Annotated in this window: 17 protein-coding genes; 9 read left to right on the top strand and 8 right to left on the bottom strand. The window is 57.9% G+C overall.

Going from position 1 to position 20087, the window contains the following annotated elements; translation table 11 throughout:
• The 6 genes from AC2FF8_RS19120 (at position 1) to AC2FF8_RS19095 (ending at position 4686) form a co-directional block, all read left to right on the top strand.
• Entirely contained in the window at positions 1–1074 is a 1074-nt protein-coding gene (locus tag AC2FF8_RS19120) for an ABC transporter ATP-binding protein (protein ID WP_496880478.1), read from the top strand.
• Positions 1074–1937, top strand: coding sequence for a carbohydrate ABC transporter permease (locus AC2FF8_RS19115; RefSeq protein ID WP_257600416.1), 864 nt, complete (start codon positions 1074–1076; stop codon positions 1935–1937). The genes AC2FF8_RS19120 and AC2FF8_RS19115 overlap by 1 nt, the downstream gene beginning before the upstream one ends.
• Positions 1934–2731 carry a carbohydrate ABC transporter permease gene (locus tag AC2FF8_RS19110; RefSeq protein ID WP_170346512.1) on the top strand — a complete coding sequence of 266 codons (798 nt, stop codon included), beginning with the start codon at positions 1934–1936 and terminating at the stop codon, positions 2729–2731. Before AC2FF8_RS19115 ends, AC2FF8_RS19110 begins: the two co-directional genes overlap by 4 nt.
• 8 nt (positions 2732–2739) lie before the next feature.
• Entirely contained in the window at positions 2740–3141 is a 402-nt protein-coding gene (locus tag AC2FF8_RS19105; RefSeq protein ID WP_496873625.1) for a DUF2160 domain-containing protein, read from the top strand.
• A gap of 65 nt (positions 3142–3206) precedes the next feature.
• On the top strand, positions 3207–3602 hold the full coding sequence (locus tag AC2FF8_RS19100) for a BlaI/MecI/CopY family transcriptional regulator (RefSeq protein ID WP_170346648.1): 396 nt from the start codon (positions 3207–3209) through the stop codon (positions 3600–3602).
• Complete coding sequence (locus tag AC2FF8_RS19095) at positions 3589–4686, top strand: M56 family metallopeptidase (RefSeq protein WP_496880477.1); 1098 nt, start codon at positions 3589–3591, stop codon at positions 4684–4686. The genes AC2FF8_RS19100 and AC2FF8_RS19095 overlap by 14 nt, the downstream gene beginning before the upstream one ends.
• 10 nt (positions 4687–4696) lie before the next feature.
• Here the strand turns inward: AC2FF8_RS19095 and AC2FF8_RS19090 are convergent, their stop codons facing one another.
• The 5 genes from AC2FF8_RS19090 to xylF all read right to left on the bottom strand — a co-directional run bounded on the left by AC2FF8_RS19090 (position 4697) and on the right by xylF (position 10759).
• Complete coding sequence (locus tag AC2FF8_RS19090; RefSeq protein ID WP_496880482.1) at positions 4697–6052, bottom strand: MATE family efflux transporter; 1356 nt, start codon at positions 6050–6052, stop codon at positions 4697–4699.
• Positions 6053–6250: 198 nt separating this feature from the next.
• Positions 6251–7558 (bottom strand): xylose isomerase, encoded by a 1308-nt coding sequence (gene xylA / locus AC2FF8_RS19085; RefSeq protein WP_496880476.1) that lies wholly within the window; start codon positions 7556–7558, stop codon positions 6251–6253.
• Between the two features lie 10 nt (positions 7559–7568).
• A complete protein-coding gene (locus AC2FF8_RS19080) occupies positions 7569–8366 on the bottom strand; it encodes an ATP-binding cassette domain-containing protein (RefSeq protein WP_171614469.1) in 798 nt (265 codons plus the stop codon).
• Positions 8366–9664: a sugar ABC transporter permease gene (locus AC2FF8_RS19075; protein ID WP_171726624.1), complete on the bottom strand. Its 1299-nt coding sequence runs from the start codon at positions 9662–9664 to the stop codon at positions 8366–8368. Before AC2FF8_RS19075 ends, AC2FF8_RS19080 begins: the two co-directional genes overlap by 1 nt.
• 75 nt (positions 9665–9739) lie before the next feature.
• Positions 9740–10759 (bottom strand): D-xylose ABC transporter substrate-binding protein, encoded by a 1020-nt coding sequence (xylF, locus tag AC2FF8_RS19070; RefSeq protein WP_170346506.1) that lies wholly within the window; start codon positions 10757–10759, stop codon positions 9740–9742.
• Between the two features lie 153 nt (positions 10760–10912).
• Between xylF and AC2FF8_RS19065 the strand changes: the two genes are divergently transcribed.
• A complete protein-coding gene (locus AC2FF8_RS19065; RefSeq protein ID WP_425077991.1) occupies positions 10913–12130 on the top strand; it encodes an ROK family transcriptional regulator in 1218 nt (405 codons plus the stop codon).
• Between the two features lies 1 nt (position 12131).
• A complete protein-coding gene (locus AC2FF8_RS19060; RefSeq protein WP_496880475.1) occupies positions 12132–13631 on the top strand; it encodes a CRTAC1 family protein in 1500 nt (499 codons plus the stop codon).
• Here the strand turns inward: AC2FF8_RS19060 and AC2FF8_RS19055 are convergent, their stop codons facing one another.
• Genes AC2FF8_RS19055 through xylB form a run of 3 tightly spaced genes read right to left on the bottom strand, consistent with a single transcriptional unit; the run spans position 13632 to position 17331 of the window.
• On the bottom strand, positions 13632–14930 hold the full coding sequence (locus AC2FF8_RS19055; RefSeq protein ID WP_496880474.1) for a cytochrome-c peroxidase: 1299 nt from the start codon (positions 14928–14930) through the stop codon (positions 13632–13634). It abuts the gene before it with no gap.
• Positions 14927–15874: an aldose epimerase family protein gene (locus AC2FF8_RS19050; protein ID WP_496880473.1), complete on the bottom strand. Its 948-nt coding sequence runs from the start codon at positions 15872–15874 to the stop codon at positions 14927–14929. Before AC2FF8_RS19050 ends, AC2FF8_RS19055 begins: the two co-directional genes overlap by 4 nt.
• Entirely contained in the window at positions 15874–17331 is a 1458-nt protein-coding gene (gene xylB, locus AC2FF8_RS19045) for a xylulokinase (protein WP_496880472.1), read from the bottom strand. The genes AC2FF8_RS19050 and xylB overlap by 1 nt, the downstream gene beginning before the upstream one ends.
• 318 nt (positions 17332–17649) lie before the next feature.
• On the opposite strand from xylB, the gene AC2FF8_RS19040 reads away from it, so the two are divergent.
• A complete protein-coding gene (locus AC2FF8_RS19040) occupies positions 17650–20079 on the top strand; it encodes a GcvT family protein (RefSeq protein ID WP_496880471.1) in 2430 nt (809 codons plus the stop codon).
• Positions 20080–20087: the final 8 nt, after the last annotated feature.

Here is a 20087-nt window from a genome sequence, read left to right as displayed (position 1 = left end):
ATGGCACAGATCAAGCTTTCCAACCTCAAACACAGCTACATGCCGTCGCCGCAAGGCCCGCAGGACTATGCGCTGAAGGAAATCGACGTGACCTGGCGCGATGGCGGGGCCTATGCCCTGCTGGGGCCGTCGGGCTGCGGCAAGTCCACGCTGCTCAACATCATCTCGGGCCTATTGACCCCGTCCGAAGGGCAGATCCTGTTCGACGACCGCGACGTGACCGCCCTGCCCCCTGATCAACGCAACATCGCGCAGGTGTTCCAGTTTCCGGTGATCTACGACACGATGACCGTGGGCGAAAACCTGGCCTTTCCGCTCAAGAACCGCGGCGTCGATCCGGCGACGATCAAGCGCCGCGTCGACGAGATTGCCGAGATGCTGGATGTCACCGACATGCTGAACACCCGTGCCAGCGGCCTCAGCCCCGACAACAAGCAGAAGATCTCGATGGGTCGCGGTCTGGTCCGCGACGACGTGAACGCGGTGATGTTCGATGAACCCCTGACCGTGATCGACCCGCATCTGAAATGGAAGCTGCGGTCCAAGCTGAAAGAACTGCACCAGCGCGTCAAGGCGACGATGATCTATGTCACCCACGACCAGACCGAGGCCCTGACCTTCGCCGACGAGGTGGTTGTGATGCAGGAAGGCGAAGTTGTGCAGATCGGAACGCCGGTCGAACTGTTCGAGCGCCCGCAGCACACGTTCGTTGGCCATTTCATCGGCTCGCCCGGCATGAATGTTCTGCCCTGCGAGGCGCGCGGCGACCGCGCCCTGTTCGAAGGGCACGAAGTCATACTGGAAGGTCCCATTCACGGTGATGGCGGCCGCACCGATCTGGGTATTCGCCCGGAATATGTGGGATTTGGCGAGACCGGCATCCCGGCGCATGTGACCAAGGTTTCCGACATCGGTCGCCACTTTGTGGTCAGCGCGATGGTCGGCAATACCGCTCTCAAGGCCGTGACCGAACACAGCGTGCCCGAACCCGGATCACAGGTTTTCCTTCAATTCAAACCCGAACAATCCCGCGTCTATCGGGACGGCTGGATCGCAACCGAGGAGCGCAGCTGATGAGAACAGAAAACCAAAAAGCCTGGTTCTTCGTCCTGCCCGTGCTGGCATTGGTCGCGTTCAACGCGCTGGTGCCGATGATGACGGTGGTCAACTATTCGGTGCAGGAAACCTTTGGCAACAACCAGTTTTTCTGGGAGGGCCTGGGTTGGTTCGAACAGATCCTGCGGTCGGACCGGTTTCAGGCCGCACTTGGACGACAGTTCCTGTTTACCTTCCTGATCCTGATCATCGAGGTGCCGCTTGGCATCATCGTTGCCCTGTCGATGCCGCGCAAAGGTTTCTGGGTTCCGGTCTGCCTGGTGCTGATGGCCCTGCCGATGCTGATCCCGTGGAACGTCGTTGGGTCGATGTGGAATATCTTTACCCTGCCCCAGATCGGTCTGTTGGGATATTTCCTGAATGACGTTCTGGGCATCAACTATGACATGACGCAACAGCCGCTTTCGGCCTGGATCACCGTCATCGTCATGGATGTCTGGCACTGGACGTCGCTGGTCGTGTTGCTGTGCTACGCGGGCCTCGTGTCGATCCCGGATGCCTACTATCAGGCGGCCAAGATCGACGGCGCAAGCCCATGGTCGGTGTTTCGGTACATCCAGCTGCCCAAGATGAAAACGGTTCTGACCATCGCGGTCCTGCTGCGGTTCATGGACAGTTTCAACATTTACACCGAGCCTTTCGTACTGACCGGGGGCGGCCCCGGCAACTCGACCACACTGCTGTCGATCGACCTGGTGAAGATCGCGCTGGGACAATTCGACCTCGGTCCTGCGGCGGCGATGAGCCTGATCTACTTCGCCATCACGCTGCTGGTCTCATGGCTCTTCTACACTCTGATGACAAAGGATGACGCGCAATGAAGAAGCGGTCTCTTATCCCGATCCTCTATATCGCGTTCCTGATGCTGCCGATCTATTGGCTGGTGGCGATGTCCTTCAAGACAACGAACGAGATCCTGTCGGGCTTTTCCCTGTTCCCGCAGACCTTTACGCTAGAGAATTACATCACCATCTTCACCGATCCGACGTGGTATTGGGGCTATATCAACTCGATCACCTATGTGACGTTGAACACGGTACTTTCGGTTTGTGTCGCTCTGCCTGCTGCCTATGCTTTCTCTCGCTACAGGTTCCTCGGTGACAAACAGCTGTTTTTCTGGCTGCTGACCAACCGGATGGCTCCGGCTGCGGTATTTGCGCTGCCATTCTTTCAGCTCTACTCTTCCATCGGTCTGTTCGACACGTATCTGGCCGTGGCGCTAGCCCACACACTGTTCAACGTGCCGCTGGCAGTTTGGATTCTGGAAGGCTTCATGCGGGGAATTCCGAAGGAGCTGGATGAAACCGCCTATGTCGACGGCTATTCCTTCCCGCGTTTCTTCGTGACGATCTTCCTGCCCAATATCAAAGCCGGTGTCGGCGTCGCGGCCTTCTTCTGCTTCATGTTCTCGTGGGTGGAAATGCTGCTGGCCAAGACCCTGACCGCGGTCGAGGCCAAACCCATCGCCGCCGTGATGACCCGCACCGCATCCAGCGCGGGGTACGAATTGGGCCTGCTTGCCGCCGCTGGCACCCTGACCATCATCCCCGGCGCCATCGTCATCTGGTTTGTCCGCAACTACATCGCGCGTGGTTTCGCGATGGGACGTGTGTGAGGTTCGATATGCGCAAACTTCTTCTCACCCTCTTTTTCCTGCCTTCCACCACTTTTGCCCAGCAGGCCGGATGGGGCAGCGTCGGCCAGCCAGAGGAAAAAGGCTTTTCCTGGACGGCCCCACTGTGGCCCGATTTCTGGATGGCCTGGACCCCGGCGACACTGGCCGTATTCATCGGAATCTTTTCGGCTATCGCTGTGATAGGCGTTCTTGAGGGCTTCAAATATCGCGATGGTATAGAACGGCGCGGCGTACTGGGGCTGACAACCACATTGGGCGATCGGCTTTTTATCACCCTTCTGGGGTCCGCCTATATCTTCCTTGCCTGGCTGGGTCTTGTCGGGCAACCGGTCTGGATACCTCTTTTCCTGTCTATCGGCTGGGGCGTTTTTGTGTTCTGGAAAGTTTAGACTTTGAGAAATCGCGAAAGGATGCTTGTCTGTCAGGCATACTAAACATGACAACACCGAGATCGATGCGAAAGAAAAAGACAACAAATTTGCTGACCGAGGTTGAACTGGAGTTCATGAACGAGCTCTGGGCCCTCGGGCAAGGCTCGGTGCGCGATGTCCTTGACCGCCTGCCTTCGGAACGCAATCTGGCCTACACATCCGGCGCCACGATCCTGCGTATTCTGGACGAGAAGGGTTTTGTGGAAAGCCGCAAGACAGGAAAGACCCTGATCTATACGCCACTTTTGGAAAAGGACAGATATCAGGCCCGTTCTCTGCAAAACCTGTCCCGCACTCTGTTCGACGACACACCCGCCACATTGGTGGCCCGGCTTGTCGATGATGCGGGGCTGAGCGAAGCCGATCTTGAGGAAATTCGAGCGCTGGTAGAAAGGAGACTGCAAAATGACAGCGGTTAGACCGGTTCTCGACACGTTTATCGAACTCAACATCGTGCTGGCCTTGTCAGCCGTCATCTGGCTGGCGGCCCGCGCAGCCCTGACCCGAACAGCCCTGCGCCACAGCTATGTCGCGCAGTTGCGTGCGCTCAAGGCGCTGTGCGTTTGCGTACTGATCAGCCCGTTTCTTGCGTTCGGCGTGTCATCATTCGCCTCTTACGCATGGCCGGGCAGCGCCATGGCGCTTGGTGACATCGCCGTTGCCGCCTATCTGCGCGGCGAAATCGCCATGCCTGCCACGCAGTTCGAGGCCCTGTTGAATACCCGCGAAAGGTGGGTTGATCTTGCATTGTCAGGGCAACAGCCGGTGATCACTGCCCTTGCAACCCTGCTTGTTATGGTCGCCGCCGTGTTTGCGGCCCGCGCGCTGCGGGATGCGGCAATGATCCGTCAGACAGTCAAGTCCAGCTTTCTTTGGCGGCAGTCGGCCAAGGTTGACATCCGTCTTTCTGATCGCATCACCGTACCGTTCGCCGTGCGCGGATTGCGCCGTCGCCATGTCGTTCTGCCAAGCCACCTGCTGGATACCCCGCACGAACTGCGCTTTGCGTTGGCGCACGAGCTTCAGCATGTTCGGGCCGGTGACGTGGAATGGGAACTAGGCTTTGAAATGCTGCGCCCGCTGTTGTTCTGGAACCCTGCCTATCTGATGCTCAAGTATCAGTTCGGCCGCTTGCGTGAACTGGCATGCGACCAGTCCGTGGTGGCCCGCAAACGGATCGATGCGCGCGAGTACACCGCGTGCCTGCTGGATTATTGCGCACGTACCATCTCGGTTAACAATCCCCGCGTTCTGAATGTTGCCTTTGTGACGGGCGGCAAGGCCAAGCGTGTGCTGCGCCAGCGCGTGCTTGCGCTGACTGATGCGCAACCGACGGTGCCCACCCTGCCCGCTCTGTTTCTGGGGATGGCATTCACCTTTGCCACCCTTCTTGCACTGGGGTCTGCGTCGCTACAGCAAACACAGGATTGGAGCCATGATCGCCTGATGCTGTCGACCGTGGTCAACCTGGAACGGCTGGAAGCGCGCAATCAGGGGAACTGATCCGACCTGATCACCATCCGCGACGCCCGAACAGTGAATGGAGTCGACCTTGATCGGAAAAAGGCTCCAGCGCTTGTGAGCGCTCCAACCGTGCCACAACCCGCGCGACCAGAACCCAACCTATGACCGCAAAGATGACGCCTCCGAAGGCCTGACCCAACAGAACGCCGGATGCCCCGGCGATCTGTGAACCAATCGTCGCGAAAACCCATGTTCCGATTGTGTGGCGACCCCAGTTTATCCATGTGGAATAGACCGGGTGCCCCAAGTTGTTGAAGCTGGCATTGGTCACGAAAATCACACCATTGAAGAACGAAGCCAATGCCAGCGGGCCACAAAACAGATATATCAGACTTCGGGTTTCGCCCTCGGCTGCGAACAGGTCCGCAATCGGTGCGCGCAGCAAAAACAAAATGGCCGACATGCAAAGTACATAAATGGCCGTAAACTTGATTCCAGCCAAAAAGGCAGCACGCACGCGATCGAACTTTTCGGCCCCGAAATTCTGCCCGATGATTGGCCCTATCGCGCCAGACAGCGCGAAGATGACCGAAAACGCCACTGGCAACAGACGCCCAATCACAGCCATGCCCGCAACCGCATCCGTACCATATTGCGCGATCTCCCGCACCACGATGGCATTCCCGATCGGCGTGGCGACATTCGTCAGAACAGCTGGAATTGCTATTGCCCGCACGGGGCGCAAATCCTGTCCTACCTGCTTCAGTGAAGGGCGTGCAAATCCCCGATGCACCCGCAGCGCGGGCCACAATGCCGCCCCCAACATGCACAGCCGCGCCAGGACCGAGGCTATCGCGGCCCCGTCCAGCCCCAACCCGATAGCAAAGATCAAAATCGGATCCAGAACAGCATTCACCACACCGCCGTAAATCGTTGCCATCATCGACCGTCGCGCATCGCCGTGGGCGCGCAGCACCGCCATTGCCGCCATCGCAATCGACATCACGCACATGGTGGGAAGGATGATCGACACATATCGCGTCGCCAGCCTCAGAACCTCACCTTCTGCGCCAAGCAACGACAGCAGGTAACTGAGATTCAACAAGACCAGGCCCGATGTCATCAGCCCGGCAATCAGCCCGATAACGGCCACGCTGGACGCGTAATGCCTTGCCTGTTCAGCCCGCCCGGCCCCGAGTTCGCGCGCAACCAGCGCCCCGGCCGAAATCGACAATCCGATATTGATCGCGTTGGTGAAGAACAGCAGCGTACCGGCATAGCCCACTGCCGCCGCAAGGGCGTCTTTGCCCAACATCGAGATGAAGATCATATCGACAAAGTCGACGGCAAAAATGGCCATCAGGCCAATGCTGGTGGTCAGCGACATGCGGGTCACATGCAGCATCAGGCTGCCGCTCAAAAACACCGCTTTGCCTGCCGATCGATCCGCCAAAACCCAGTTCGCCCCACCTGTTCGACCCGGACGGGCCTCTGATTCCGTTGCGCTCGGCCAGGAAAAACCCCGGCCAACGCTGAAGCAAACTCACGCGTTTCCGGGGCATTGTACACAAGTTATTTTACGGACCGGCGTAACCCACAGGGATCAGACAAAACGGTTCACGTAGTTCTCGAGGATTTCCTGACGCCCCGAGCGCGGTTTTGGATTGAGATCCTCGGCCAGAACCCGTGCGGTGATCTCGTCAAGACCAGAGGTCAGCATCGCCTGCGCCTCGGGCGTATTCCAGCCCGCGTACCGATCAGCCAGCGCCTGTTCCAGTCCGCCATCTTCCATTATCGCTGCCGCTGCTTTCAGGCCCCGGGCACAGATATCCATACCGCCCACATGCGCGGCGATCAGATCTTCGGCATCAATCGACTGCCTGCGCAGCTTGGCATCGAAATTGGTGCCGCCGGTTGTGAACCCGCCCGCTTTCAGGATGTGGTAATAGGCCAACGCAACCTCGGGCGTGTTGTTGGGGAACTGATCCGTATCCCATCCTGACTGATAGTCGTTCCGGTTCATGTCGATGGATCCCAGCATCCCCTCGGCCGCAGCCACAGCGATTTCGTGTTCGAAGCTGTGACCTGCCAGGATCGCGTGCCCCTGTTCAAGGTTCAGCTTGACCTCATCCTCAAGCCCATATTTGCGCAGGAAACCGATGCAGGTGGCGGCGTCGAAATCATATTGATGTTTCGATGGCTCCTGCGGCTTGGGTTCGACAAGGATTGCAGCCTTGAATCCGATCTTGTGCTTGTACTCGACCACCATGTTCAGGAACCGGCCCATGTGATCCAGTTCGGTTTTCATATCGGTGTTGAGCAACGTCTCGTACCCTTCACGTCCGCCCCAAAGCACATAGTTTTCGCCCCCCAGCTTGTGGGTGGCATCCATGCAGGATTTCACCGTGGCGGCGGCAAAGGCAAAGACATCCGGGTCAGGGTTCGTGCTGGCCCCTCCCATCCAGCGACGATGGCTGAACATATTGGCCGTGCCCCACAGCAGCTTGGTACCGGACGCCTGCATCTTTTCACCGATATAGTCGGCGATCTCGTTCAGAGTGCGCAGATTGTCGGCAAAGTTCCCCTGCTCAGGGCGGATATCGGCATCATGCCAGCAGAAATAGGGCTGTCCGAGGATCTGGAACATTTCAAAGGCGATATCGGCCTTCATCTTGGCGCGGCCCATATCATCTTGTGGGTGCCAAGGGCGCTCGAAAGTGGGGCCGCCAAAGGGATCTCCACCCTCCCAGGCGAAGGAATGCCACCACGCCACGGCAAACCGCAGGTGATCCTCCATGCGCTTGCCCAAGATGATCTCGTCCGGGTTGTAGTGACGGAACGCGAGCGGGTTCTTGCTGTCCTCGCCTTCAAATTGGACTTTTTCAATTCCCTGAAAAAAACCGCTCGTCATTTCATTTACCTCATTCCGTCTTTTCACCGGGCTTTTTGCCCAGAATGATCATCGACAACAGATCGTCATCGGTGACGTCTGCAATATCAACCGTTCCAACCAGTTGCCCGTTCTTCATGACCGAGGCCCGGTCACATAATTCCATCACCGCGTGCACATCGTGGTCGATCAGGAAAATCCCGATTCCCTGCGCCTTGAGCTGTTGGATCAGGTCCGCCACCATCTGTGTTTCATGCGGGCCAAGCGCAGCCGTTGGCTCGTCCATGATCAGGATACGGGCGTTGAAGTACACCGCACGCGCGATGGCCACCGATTGACGCTGACCACCCGAAAGGGCCGAGACCGGATCGTTGAACTTCTGAAAGTTCGGGTTCAGCTGTGCCATGATCTTGCGGCATTCCGCCTCCATCGCGGCGTCGTTGACCAAACCAAAGGGCGTGACCATTTCGCGGCCCAGAAACAGGTTCGAACTGGCATCCAGGTTATCCGCCAGCGCCAGCGTCTGATAGATCGTCTCGATATTGTTGGCGCGCGCGTCGCGGGGATTGTTGATCTCGACCTTGTTGCCGTCGATCAGGATTTCGCCGTGGTCCATCTGATAGGCACCCGAAAGCACCTTGATCAGGGTGGATTTGCCGGCCCCGTTGTGCCCCAGAAGGCCCACGACCTCGCCCGGATAAAGATCAACCGACACATGGTCTACCGCCTTGATGCCCCCGAAGGAAATCGAGATATCGCGCATTTCCACCAGCGGAGGCTGGCCCGATCCGCGACCCGAAGCCCGGTTTTGTGTTTCTTGTGCTTGCATCATTTCGCCCCCAGACGTTTGCGATAGACGATGTCGATATAGACGGCCAGAACCAGGACGGTGCCGACGACGATATTCTGAAACGGCGCATCCACGCCAACCATGGCCATGCCGGATTGCAGCGCCTGCATGATCAGCGCGCCAAGGATTGCGCCGTAGATCGTTCCGATGCCGCCGGACAGCGCCGTTCCACCGATCACGGCGGCGGCAATCACGCGCAGCTCATCCAGCGTTCCGATATCGTTCGAGTGATTGGCCAGACGGGCCGAGGCCACGACCGCCGACAGCGCGCACAGGAACCCCATCAGGGCAAAGATCTTGACGGTCATCAAACGGGTGTTGATGCCCGACAATTCGGCTGCATCCGGGTTGCCGCCAGTTGCAAAGATATAGCGTCCAAAGCGGGTTTTGCGGGCCACAACGGTCAGCGTCACCGCCACAATGATCAGGATCAGGACCGAAATCGGGATGCCGTATCCCACAACCAGCCCTTCCGGCATGGTCTCGCCGCGCGCTTCGAACATGCGTTCAAGCCGACGTGTCGGGATGGCATAGCTGTTGACGATAAAGACATAGCCCATGATGGCAATGCCAACGATCCCGGCAAGTGTCGCTTCGGCCCAGACTGGCTTGACAGGGAACCCATGAGCCGCTTTGGACCGGCGACCGCTCCACAACGCCCAGATCGCGATAGCGGTGGCGGCAAGGCCGAACAGGAGGCTGACGGTTGTTCCCAAGGTTCCGTTGGTGCCGCCAAACATCAGAAACGTGCTGTCCAGCGGGCCGATTGTCTGGCCGTCAGTCATGTACCAGGCAACGTTGCGCCAGACCAGAAACCCACCAAGCGTCACGATAAAGGCTGGGATGGTCAGATACCCCACCATCCAACCGTGGAACGCACCGATCATTGTCCCGACCGCAAGACCCACCACCAACGTGATCGCCCATGTCGCGGGGTGGTTCAATCCCATCCCCAACACGTTCGGCAACAGCTCGGTCTGTGTCATCGCCATGACGGCAGATGTTGTCGCCAGAAGTGCGCCGACCGACAGATCGATGTGGCGCATGACGATGATGAACACCATGCCACAGGCCATGATGGCGACCGAGACGGTCTGGATCGACAGATTGAACAGGTTTCTGGGCGTCAGAAAGCGGCCGTCCGTAAAGATGTTGAAGCCGATGCACAGGATGATGAAGGCGCCGATCATGCCCAATAGCCGCATATCCAGTTCCAGTTGCTGAAACAGGTTGGACTTTGCTTTTTGGGGTACCGGCTGAGACGAAGTTTCGGTCATATCCGATCTTTCATGTTCAGCTATGATCTCTGGCCCACCCTTGCGGGCCAGAGATATCATGGTTTGGAACTTGGATTAGTTACAGGGTGCAGGGCCGTTTTCGACGCCCTGACACAGGTCTTCCAACGGAATCCAGCCAGCATCGACCACAACGGACAGGTTGTCTTTGGTGATCGGTACAGGCGCAAGGAAGACCGAGTTCATCTCGGTTCCGCCAGGCGACGTCCATTTGATGGCACCTTCGATGTCCTCGGGGCTGGTTCCGTTGCTCAACGCAACTGCTATTTCACCGGCAGCTTTGCCCAGCTCACGCGCATCTTTCCAGACAGAAACGGTCTGCGTGCCCTTGGCGACCCGGTTCAGCGCCGCGTGATCGCCATCCTGACCCGAGACCGGAATGCCTTCCATGCCCTGCGCGGTCAGCGCGGCGACAACGCCGCCGGCAGTACCGTCATTCGAGGCCACGACGGCATCAACGTTGTTTTCGTTCGCAGTCAGGATCTGTTCCATGTTGCGCTGCGCGTTCGCAGGCAGCCAGCCGTCGGTATAAGCTTCACCCACGATGACGATATCGCCGCTGTCAACGGCGGCCTGAATGATCTCTTGCTGACCGCCGCGCAGGAAATCCGCGTTCGGATCCGTGGGCGAGCCCTTGATCATCACATAGTTGCCTTTGGGCATCGCTTCGAACACCGCGCGCGCCTGCATCCGGCCAACTTCAACGTTATCGAATGTCAGATAGAAGGCACGGTCATCTTCGATCAGACGGTCATACGCGATGACCGGAATGCCTTCGTCTGCTGCCGCCTGCACTGCCGGGCCGATGGCCTGGGAATCCTGCGCCAGAATGATCAGCGCATCAACGCCCTGGGCGATCAGACTTTCAATATCCGACAATTGCTTGGCGGAAGAAGATTGGGCATCAGACGAGATGTATTCCGCACCGCCCGCTTCCAGTGCAGCCTTGATCGCCGCTTCGTCGGTCTTCCAACGCTCTTCCTGGAAATTCGACCAGCTTACACCGACCGTGGGCTCTGCGAATGCAACTGTCCCCATCAGGACCGCCACAGCAGAGGCGCTGAGAATTCGTTTCATGATTTCCTCCCGGTTTCAATGAGCCATCGTTTCATGATTCGTGGCCCCGACAATTCTGAGTAGCATATTTATTTCAGTCGGTAAAATATTTATGCTATCGGTAACAGAAAAAACCACCTAGGTTGAAACAGGGATTAGATTCGCGAGGGCAAGATGCTGAAAAGCAAAGCTTCTTCAAATGCCACGGACCAAAGGAACATCACTCGCCTGCGCGTTCTGGAAAAAATCCGGGCCAGGGGGGCCATTTCACGAATCGACATCGCCAGCGCGTTGGAGACCAGCCCAGCGACCATCACGTCCGCCACTGCCGATCTGCTGTCCGCTGGTCTGATTGAGGAAATAGAAAGCGAAACACCTTCCAAATCAGCGCGCCGCGGCAGGCCGCGGGTACAGCTGAAACTGAATGGCGCGTCACATCTGATCGCGGGCGTGAAAGTCGCCCGCCAGCAGGTTTCAGTCATTCTCGTGGACTTCGAAGGAACCGAAATCACTTCGTACACGCATCCGCTGGACCAAGCCCGCATGGCCCCGGATGCGTTTGCCGCGAAGATCCGCGCCGTGCTTGATCAGGCCTGCGCCTCGGCAAACCGATCCCTTGCCGATTTGTCCGGTGTCTGCATCGGCATCGCCGGCCTTATTGATGCAAATCAGAACTTCGTGCATTGGTCATCTTCCCTGACGGAACGAAATGTGGATTTGAGCCCGCTGTTGTCCAAGGTGCTCCCCTGCCCTGCCTTCATCGAAAACGACGCCAATCTGGTCGCAAAAGCGGAACAGCTTTTCGGATTGGGAAAGGGGCTGAAGAACTTCTTGGTTGTTACGATCGAGCACGGCATCGGCCTGGGCATCGTTCTTGACGGCAAGCTCTATCGCGGCGAACGCGGATGCGGAGCAGAATTCGGGCACCTCAAAGTTCAGTTGGACGGTGCGTTGTGCCAGTGCGGGCAGCGCGGATGCCTCGAGGCCTATGTGGGCGAATACGCCCTGATCCGCGAAGCGACGATCGCCAGTGAAGCGACGGACCCCCGCACTCTTGTCGATATACTCGCAGCAGCAAAAGCCGGCGACGCCCGATCCATTTCCGTTCTGGCCCGCGCGGGCCAAATGTTCGGCATGGGGGTTTCGAACCTGATCAATCTGTTCGACCCCGAATGCATTATCCTGTCCGGCGCCAGAGGCCGCTTTGACTACCTGCATTCAGACGAGGTGATGGCACGTGTCCAAAACGGTGTCGTCAGCGTCGACGCGCCTTTGCCCGAAATCAAGGTCAACCACTGGGGTGATTCAATGTGGGCAAAAGGGGCAGCGGCTTATGGAATTGAACAGGTCTCTATCCTGAAGGTCAGGGAACTGGCGGCTCATGCGAATTAAGATGACAATCTTGCTTGCGGTGGCTTCCGCTGCTGCTGCGGAAACCGTTCCTCCAAGCTTTCAAAAGGTGGAAACCCCCAGCCATGTTTACGAAGGCGGCTGGGAACATTTCGTCGGCGGGGGGGGCGCGGTCTTCGACTGCAATGATGACGACCGCCCTGAATTGTTCGTGGCAGGCGGATCAAACCCAGCGCAATTGTTCATCAACACATCCGACACAAAGGTCAGTTTTCTTCCGGATACGCCCGGCCCGTTATCCTTGACCGGTGTGACCGGCGCATACCCGGTAGACATTGATGGCGATGGGATCCTGGACCTTGCGGTTTTGCGCGTAGGCAAAGACCTGTTGCTGCGCGGCAAACCGAACTGCGCGTTCGAGCCTTTCACGGCACTGAGTTTTCAATCTCAGGACCATTGGACCACCGGCTTTTCCGCCACTTGGGAAAGCGGGCAAACCCTGCCAACGCTGGCCTTTGGGACCTATGTCGACCGAAGCAATCCGGATGGACCTTTCGAGGCTTGCGGGCCGACGCTTCTGTACCGCCCGGAAGGGAGCGAATATGGCGATCCTATCCGTTTGGAACCCGGTCATTGTTCCTTGTCCATCCTGTTTTCCGACTGGGCCCGCACGGGTCGCGCGGATCTGCGCGTCAGCAATGACCGCCACTACTATGTGCGTGGCGGACAAGAGCAACTGTGGGCCATGGAAGACCCCCCGCGCCTGTACAGCGAGGACGATGGATGGCTGCCCTACTCGATCTGGGGCATGGGGATTGCCTCGCGGGATTTGACCGGTGATGGGTTTCCCGATGTTTATCTGACGTCCATGGGGGACCAGAAATTCCAGGTTTTCGATCCCGCAACGGATGGGCCGACATGGCGGGATGCAACCTATGACCGAGGCACTACCGCACACAGGCCGCATGCGGGAGGAGACGGCCGCCCCTCGACCGGCTGGCATGCACAGTTCGGGGACGTCAACAATGACGGGCTGGACGACATTTTCGTTGCCAAAGGCAATGTTGAGCAGATGCCCGACGCGGCGCAGGACGACCCCAACAACCTGTTGATGCAGACCGCCGACGGTCAGTTTGTCGAAACAGCGTCACAAGCCGGTGTCGCGTCCATGGCAAAGTCCCGCGGCGGGGCCCTGGCGGATTTCAACGGGGATGGATGGCTGGATTTGGTGGTGGTCAATCGTGGCTCGGACCTTGAGGTTTTTCAGAATGAACCGACGACCGGCAACTGGCTCATGATTGATCTCGGCCAGAGCCATCCCAACAGACAGGCAGTCGGCAGTTTTATCGAAGTCAGGACGACCGAGGGCATTCAAACCCGTGAAGTGACCATTGGCGGGGGGCACGCCAGCGGAATTGCCGGGTTCCACCACTTTGGGCTAGGAGACTTCGAAACCGCGGAAACAAGGGTGATCTGGCCTGATGGAGAACATGGAGATTGGCAGATGGTAGATGCCAATCAGGTGATCCGCCTCAGCCGTTGATCACTGATCCAAAGGCAATCCGCTGGGAACCGATTGAGGAACACCCAGTCGCACTGACGGATCTTCCAGCGTGCCCAGAAAACTCAGGATGGCGTCAACCTCGCCCTCACTCAGATTGATGGGCGCCAGATCGTTTGACGCTGCTATGGCTTCGACATGCCGGGGGTCCAGCAAAGCCTTTTGATCCTCTGCCCCGTCAAACTCTGGCAGATCAGCCATTTCGATGGCGTAGTTCCGCAATGCGGAAACCGGATCCAGATGATGGCGCACGACATCCTCAAGCCGTGTGTAGGCACCGCTGTGGCCATATGGCGCCGTCAGGGTCACGTTGCGCAGCGAAGGCGTGCGAAATGCGAACGCATCATCCTTGTCACCGGTGACGCGCAGTCGCCCGTCATCCCGCACATGATTTTCGAAACGGGCTGTTTTTCCGGGACCGATCTGAGGCATGGCGATGGAATGGAATCCGTGATCGGTCTGGAACCAGCCGGAATGGCAGGTGCTGCATCCAGCCTTTCCGTAGAACAGCTCCATCCCCAGTTGCGCTTGTTCGGGCAGCGCGTCTTCGCCTCGCATCGCTCGGTCAAAGAGGCTGTTGTCAGCCCGCCATTCAAACGCGATGAAATCGGCAATGACATTGGCGATTGCGATAAAGGTGATGTCTTCTCCGGGCGCAATGTCATCAAATCGCCTTTGATACTCTGGTATCGCCGCCACACGCGCGGCAATCAGATCCCAGGCGCCACCCTCTTGGGTCAGCAAGCCGAGACGCACGGCCTTGCTGACTTCGTTTTCAGAATAGTGCCCCGCCATTTCGTCAGGTGACAGCACCGGGAACATCGCCTGCGCCGCCAAAGCCGATTTGAACCCCGGCCTCATATGCGTCCCCAACGGGGTTCTGATGCCATTGGGCTGTGACGTATCCGTCTCGAGGCGGCCGTCATGGAAAAACGTCGTGAATTCCAGCGCTCCGAGGTTCCACATCGCGGGTGAGTTTCGGGGAATGCGCTGCTCGGGCTTGTTCTCTTGAGTGAGCTTGCGGTTTTCCCCCAAGCCGACCCCACCTTCGCCGATACCCAGCGAAAGACCGTCGGACGTTCCCAGTTTCGGATGATGACAGGTTGCGCAACTGATGTTCCTGTTCCCCGACAGGATCGGATCATAAAACAGCAGTTGCCCCAACTCTACGCTGGAAAGGTCAGGTTCGATGAATTCAGGGCGCGAACCAAGGTCTTGCGCCTGAGCAACTGAAAGAGACATCCAGATGCCCACGGCAGTTGCTGCGATCTGAAATCTCATGATCGTCCCTCGGAAATCTCAAGTGTCAGTGTTTGTCGATACGGGTTGTCCGGCGTATGGATGACGGATGGGAACGCAGGGATATTCACGGCGTTTGGATATCCTGACGGTTCAATACACAGCCCCGCACCCGGGCTAAATCGGCCTGACAGATGAGCCCCGGTATAGACCTGTGCCCCGGGTTGATCTGAATACACATTCATCCTCAATCCCGAAGGTGCCCTGACCTGTGCGACCGGGTGGTCATGGTTTCCACTTTCCTCAAATACAAAATAATGGTCCAGCTCGCGCCCCTCTGCCCCGACGGTGCGGGACAACGCAAAATCTGGCACGTTTTCGCCGGCAGCGGCGATATCTCCGGAAGGAACGGAACGCGCGTCCAACTCCAGCACCCGGTTCGATCTTAGCCTGAGCCGACAGCCCAGGATATCCCCTGGACAGCCCAGAGAGTAATAATTGTGCTGTGCGATGCTGATCGGCGTGGGGCGATCCGGTCGCGCCGTGATCGTGTAAGTCAGGCACGGATAGGTCAGTTTGACATGCACCTCGAATTCGACTTCTCCGGGAAAACCACCTTCACCGTCAGGCGAAGTCAAAGACAGAACCGCCTGATTCAGATAGGTTTTCACGATATCCCAGTGTTTGCGTGACAGCCCGCCCGGACCACCATGCAGCGTGGTCGGCCCTTCGTTTGCTGTCAGGTGATGAACGCGCCCTTGCAATGCAAACTGCGCCCCGCCGATGCGGTTGGCCACTCGCCCAACTATCGCGCCAAGGTAAAACGGGTCCGACAGGTAATCCTGCGGATTATCGTAGCCCAATATCAAAGGCGTTTTGCCAAGCCACCATCCTTGCGTGATTGCGCCATAATTCAACAGGGAAACGGACATGTTGCCGTCTTCCAGAAGGACCTGCTCGACAGGCATGGATTTGGGATCAGCCATCAGCGCGCGGCCAGAGGGGACAAAGCAGCATAGTACTCGCGATACCGCTGGTATTCCGCCTCATATGCGCTGGACAGCTCGACCCGAGGTTCGACACGCTCAGCAATTTCCGGGGAAAGCATGACATCCCCGGGGTCGGCGCCCTGCACAGCACAGGCAGCAAGACGGGCCGCGCCGATGGCGGCACCGAACTCACTTCCCTTGGGCAGAGCAAGCGGTGTGTTCAGAACTGTGGCCAGTGTCTCCAGCCAAAATCGCGACCGCGCCCCGCCACCGACGACCAGCAGACTTTCGGGCTTGGTGCCCGTACTTTTGAGTGCTTCCAAACAATCGCGCATGGCAAAGGAAACTCCTTCCATCACGGACTGGGTCAGATCAGCGGGTTCCGATGCAATATCCAGGCCCAGGAATGCTCCGCGTATGGCGCTGTCGTTATGAGGCGTCCGTTCACCGGACAGGTACGGAAGGAAGGTGATCTTTGACGGCCCCTTCACCGAATCCGGCAGGGTCGATGCCAGCGTGCCGACGGGTTGACCGAGGTGACGGGACAGCCAGTTGAGACTGTTGGTGGCCGACAGGATCACACCCATTTGAATCCAGCGATCTGGCACCGCATGGCAAAAACAATGAACGGCTGTTTCCGGCGCGGGCGCATAGCTTTCCTTTGCGACAAGCAACACACCCGACGTGCCCAATGAAAGAAATCCGCTGCCCTCACCGATGCTTCCGATGCCGCAGGCCGCTGCTGCGTTGTCACCGGCCCCGCCGGCAACCACGACCGGCCCGGTCAGGCCCCATTGCTGAAGGATCTCTGATCGCAGTTCTCCGCCTGCCGAACTGCCTTCAACCAGCTCTGGCATTTGATCCCGGCGCATATGGCTTTGATCCAGCGCAGTGTCTGACCATTCACGTTTTCCAACGTCCAGCCACGCCGTACCGGCGCTGTCGGACATGTCGCTGACATAGGAACCGGTGAGCCAGAAACGCAGATAATCTTTCGGAAGCAACACCTTGGATGTCTTCGCAAACATGTCAGGCTCATGCCCGCGCACCCATTCCAGCTTGGGTGCGGTGAAACCCGGAAAAACGATATTCCCGGTGATCGCGCGCATCGATGGCAGACCATCCAACTCCGCGGCTTCCTGTGCTGATCTCGTGTCGTTCCAAAGGATACAGGGCCTCAGCACATTGCCATCCCGATCCAGCAACGTGGCACCGTGCATGTGGCCGCTCAGACCGACGCCCCGCACCGCGGAAAACGCGGAACCGTTCAACGCACGCAATTGGGCAACGACGTTTTGACAGGCTTCTACCCAATCGGACGGATTTTGTTCTGACCAACCGGGGCGCGGCGTAGATGTCACGACACCTGCTTCGGCTTCGGCAACGACGTTGCCCTCTTCGCTGACCACAATTCCCCGAAGACCTGACGTCCCCAAATCCAGACCGAGATACACGCGTTTTCCCCCTAAATGCAGCACAGGCTGATGGTGCCACCAAGCACTTTGAACCCATGTCAGACCTTATCAGCACAGTTTGCGCTAACATAACAAGGCCAAGCAAGAGATGGCACTTAATTTTATGAAAACCCTCACAGAACGCGTGGAATCATCAGCACACACGACCAAGGTTTAATTCAACTAAGCTGGGCCCGAAAATTTTTCGAATTGTCTGACGCTGACTTGACGTAAACAGTTCAAGCAGTTCTGGGTTTACTGATTTCATGCTGACGGTCCGTCTGAAAACGAAATCAGTCGCAAGAAGGAATTCAGCGAATGATATCACATGCCAAGGTTGTCGTCGTTGGCGGCGGATGCGTCGGGGCTTCGGTTCTTTATGGATTGACGCAGCACGGCTGCACCGATGCGGTCATGCTTGAGAGAACCACATTGACCTCCGGCTCCACCTGGCACGCGGCAGGTCTGCTGGTCACCTTTGTGCGGTCCCACAACGTTTCGAAGATGACGATGGAGACCATCCGCATCTATTCCGAAGTCGAAAAGAAGATCGGCGCTTCGGTCGGGCTGCGCCAGGTGGGTCAGTTGCGCGTCGCCAATACGCAGGAACGCTGGGACGAGTTCCTGTCCTATGTCTCGATTGCCGAAGCTGCCGGTGTACCCTGCAAACTGCTGACGCCAGAAGAAATCGCCGAGCTTCACCCTCTGCTCAACCAATCGGAACATATTCGCGGCGGCATCCTGCATACCGAGGACGGCTATGTGAACCCGGCCGACATTACCATGGCAATGGCCAAGCTGGCGCGCGAGAAAGGCGCCAAAGTGTTTCAGAACACCGAAGCGCTGGCCTATGAAAAACTGGAAAACGGTCATTGGAAGGTGACAACCAATCAGGGTGAGATCACTTGCGAACATCTTGTCTTCGCGACCGGAAACTATGCCCGCGAAAACGCGCGCCGTGTTGGCCTGGATCTGCCTTGCATTCCAATCGTTCACCAATACTGGACAACGGAAACCGTTCCGCTGCTGAAAGAACGCCGTGCACAAGGGTTGCCCGAGTTCCCGATCCTGCGGGATGAAGATTACGGCGCCTATCTGCGCGAAGATGTGGGCGGCATTCAGTTCGGCCCTTATGAGTTCACCAAAGACCTCAAGCTATTCGCCGAAGATCACGTGCCGCCTGACTTTGGCGCCGACCTCTTGCCCGAAGATTTCGACGCGGTCCAAACGCAGTGGGAGAGTGCCATCGAGCGGGTTCCAACACTTGGTGAGGTGGGTATCAAGGCCAACACCCGAGGTCCGTTCCAGATGACACCGGACGAGTTGCCGCTTGCGGGACCCGCACCGGGGCATGAAAACCTGTGGCTGGCCGAAGGCATGCCCGGCGGCATATTGTGGGGTGGAACCGTTGGTGAACGTCTGGCCCGCTGGATTGTCGATGGGGATCCGGGCATGGACATGTCCGAACTCGACCCCCGCCGTTTTTCGGATTACGCGTCCAAACGGTGGACCATGGACAAGGTGCGCGAAACGTGGGGCACCCACATGAACGCGCACATCCCCGGAGAAGATTTTCCCGGCGCGCGCCCGATGAAAACGATGGGGTCCTACGACCTGCTGAGCGCGCATGGCGCCGTCTGGACCAGCTTCAACGGATATGAGTTTCCGCGCTGGTTCGTCAAATCGCGCAAGGAAGCTGTTCCGGAACATTCCTTCCGTCGCACCAACCACATGGAACGCGTTCAGGAAGAAGTGCGCACCACCCGTGACGTGGCCGGGTTCATCGAGATGTCGCCGATGACCAAGTTCACCGTGCGCGGACCGGGGGCCGCCAAATGGCTGGATGGCCTTATGGCGAACAGGCTGCCCAAAGTGGGGCGAATGACCCTGTCGCTTTTGTTGAACCAAAAGGGCGGCATGGATGCGGAATACACGGTCGCCCGCTACGCCGAGAATGATTTTTTCCTGGTTTCCACCCCGAACTGGCGCGCCTACAACTGGGATCAACTGCAACGTTTGCTGCCCGATGACAGCTCTGTCATTCTTGAAGATGTTTCAGAACAACTGGGCGTGATCGCTCTGGCAGGCCCCATGGCACGAGAGATCCTGCAACCGTTGACCGACAATGATCTGTCGAACGGAACCTTCCCCTGGCTTTCTGCGCAAATGGGTGAAGTGGGGTACGCCAAGGGCGTTCATTTGCTTCGCGTGTCCTATACCGGCGAGCTGGGGTGGGAACTGCATCACCCGGTCGGTTACAACCGCCATCTTGTCGACCTGCTGTTGAAGGCCGGTGTAAAACCTTTCGGGCTTGAGGCACTGGAATCCATGCGCCTTGAAAAATCATATCGTGCCATCAATCGCGAGATTTGCAAGGACATGACCCCATACGAGGCCGGCCTTGATCGGTTCGTGGTAACCGAAGGTCGCGACTTCACAGGCAAGGCCGCTCTTTTGAAACAGAAAAAGGAAGGCACGTACCGGCGGCTGGTCACGCTGAAACTGCCCTTTGGCGAAACATCGGTGATGTTTGACGAGGGTGTCTACGCTCGGGGCAAGCTGATCGGCCGTGTCACCTCGGGCGGGTTCTCTTATTATTGCAACCACGACATTGCGATGGCACTAGTGCCACAGAACATGATGGCGCCCGGAACGAAAATGCAGGTGCTGGTCCACAATGAGATGCGCGACGCCGTGGTCATCGACACATGTGCTGTCGATCCCGCAAACACACGCCCGCGCGCTTGAGTGCGAAA

Source organism: Ruegeria sp. YTSA144, assembly GCF_059610125.1.
Note: the sequence above shows the minus strand (reverse complement) of the source record. Positions and strands in the feature narration are given on the sequence as shown.